This is a genomic window from Lamprobacter sp., assembly GCF_034860625.1.
In the GTDB taxonomy this organism is placed as follows: Bacteria; Pseudomonadota; Gammaproteobacteria; order Chromatiales; family Chromatiaceae; genus Lamprobacter.
Window position 1 is genome coordinate 1 of record NZ_JAYESN010000437.1, and the last position, 1,814, is coordinate 1,814.

The 1,814-nt window shown below is 59.0% G+C and carries 4 protein-coding genes; 2 read left to right on the plus strand and 2 right to left on the minus strand.

Translation table 11 applies throughout. The features are described 5' to 3' along the window. The first annotated feature begins 726 nt into the window (after positions 1–726). Positions 727–882 (plus strand): hypothetical protein, encoded by a 156-nt coding sequence (locus VBE63_RS28570; protein ID WP_323686365.1) that lies wholly within the window; start codon positions 727–729, stop codon positions 880–882. 13 nt (positions 883–895) lie between these two features. Next, positions 896–1,099, plus strand: a complete 204-nt coding sequence (locus VBE63_RS28575) for a hypothetical protein (RefSeq protein WP_323686366.1) — start codon at positions 896–898, stop codon at positions 1,097–1,099. 16 nt (positions 1,100–1,115) lie between these two features. Here VBE63_RS28575 and VBE63_RS28580 read toward each other — a convergent pair whose 3' ends face one another. Beyond that, a complete protein-coding gene (locus VBE63_RS28580; protein WP_416274716.1) occupies positions 1,116–1,397 on the minus strand; it encodes a type II toxin-antitoxin system RelE family toxin in 282 nt (93 codons plus the stop codon). Between the two features lie 40 nt (positions 1,398–1,437). Continuing rightward, the gene (locus VBE63_RS28585; RefSeq protein ID WP_323686368.1) at positions 1,438–1,689 is read right to left on the minus strand and encodes a type II toxin-antitoxin system prevent-host-death family antitoxin; all 252 of its coding nucleotides are present in this window, start codon (positions 1,687–1,689) and stop codon (positions 1,438–1,440) included. Positions 1,690–1,814: the final 125 nt, after the last annotated feature.

Below are 1,814 nucleotides of genomic sequence, written 5' to 3' on the forward strand. Positions count from 1 at the left end.
CCATGATCTTGATGACTCTGTTGCAAGAGAAATTCGGCTCGGATTCACTCGACGCGCACCGCGAGCGCATCTCGGCAGCCAAACCTGAAGAACTCCTGCAATGGTCGAAACGCATCCTCACCGCCGAGACGCCCGAGACCATCTTCCACTGAAGCGCGGGCCGTGCGCCCACATCAACCCGCCAGCGCCCAAGCCTCCGGGTTGTGGCTGATGAAGCACTTACGCTGGTCGCCGCCGAGGGCGAGCGCGGCGCGGTCCATGTGGTAGCAAGGCAGCAAGGTCAACGCCATCAATACTAGAGGGTGATCCAGCTTGGCCGCTGCAGGTCACGACGGCGGAGGGGAAGCGGCTGGTCGCACACTGACACAACACATACCGCACGCATAAAAAACCCCGGAATGCAAAGCACCCCGGGGTTTGATCAACGCGCTAGCGCACAGAGCGCCCCGTCATCAACCGGCCACAGCCCCGCCCTAGGGCGCGCCACAGCGCCCAGTACCAGTCCGTGACCGTCGGCAGGCCCTGCGGCACTGACCCTGGCTGAACAACCCCACAATTACTCCGCTGGCAAAGGCCAGCAGGAGTATCCACCACGTCATCGTGATTCCTCCGATCGGCAAAAAGCGGCGGAGAATACGCGAAATCCAGGGAGAGTCTACCGAACAGCCCGAGGGGTGAAGCCAGAGCCCCTCCCACCCAAACCGCCGCATCGGATAGACTCTCCCCATGACAGCCGAGACCCAAGCCACCGACACCAGCGACAAACCCGACTACGACAGCCCCTGGAAAGAAGCGCTGGAGCAAGACTTCCCCGAGTTCCTGGTGGTCATGGCCCAGATTTGGGCCAAAGACGCCGAAACGCCCGAGACCATCTTCTACTGAAGTCCGCGCCCACATGGCCAAGCACCACGACACCGGCGACAAGGAACTGTTCAGCCACCCGGCGTTCGTTCAGCCGCTGACCGAAGGCTTCGCCCCTGCGGAGATTGCTGCGCTGGGTGTGATGGGGCTGTGGGTCATTGGTGTCGCCGACTATGCGTTGGATGTTGATCCGCAACGCGATGAGTGTGCATTTCCCATGATGCGGTTCAAGGAATAGATTTTTCGGAAGATAGTCAGAGCTGATCCGGGGCTAGGCGTTCGACGGCAAGCCGATAAGCCACGCTGTCTTCGCGTTTGGCCACCGCCATCACCATGACGATCAGTACATCATCCTTCACGCGATAGACGAGACGCCAGCCTTGTTTGCGCAGCTTAATCTTGTAGCAGCCCTGTAAGTTGCCATGTAACTCTGAACCTGGAACGTGCGGCTGCTCCAGACGTTTTTTGAGCGCTTTGCGAAATGGTTCCTTGACACTGCCATCGAGCGCCTCCCATTCGGCCAGTGCTTGCGGCACAAACTTGAGCCGGTACCGATTAGGCGCTTTCTGATCGATGTCAGATAGCGTCAATGTCGACCTCGATGGCATTGTCTTCGTTAGCCAGGCGGTGACGCACCAGTTCTACCAGGTCGCGGTCGACCAGTTCTTCTACCATGGCCTCGTAGAGCTTTGGCGTGATCATGTAGAAGGCCGGGCGGTTGTGATTCAGCACCGCCACGGGCTTCTCACCGGCGGTGCGCAGAACCTGTGCCGGGTTGCGTTTGAATTCGGACATGCTGATGGAGTAATCGGCGTAGATGGTGTCCATAGTCGGCTCCTGGATCGTATCGGCTATAAATTAGCGCCAAACCTGGCGCTTTTTCAAGTCAAATGGGTCATCAAGCGGGTCAGGCAGGGCAATCGGGATATGAGCGACAGACCACGTTAACTCGG

Coding starts and splice junctions, on each gene's coding strand:
- VBE63_RS28570 (WP_323686365.1), top strand. CDS start 727: ATGACAGCCGAGACCCAAGCCACCGACACCAGCGACAAACCCGACTAC.
- VBE63_RS28575 (WP_323686366.1), top strand. CDS start 896: ATGGCCAAGCACCACGACACCGGCGACAAGGAACTGTTCAGCCACCCG.
- VBE63_RS28585 (WP_323686368.1), bottom strand. CDS start 1,689: ATGGACACCATCTACGCCGATTACTCCATCAGCATGTCCGAATTCAAA.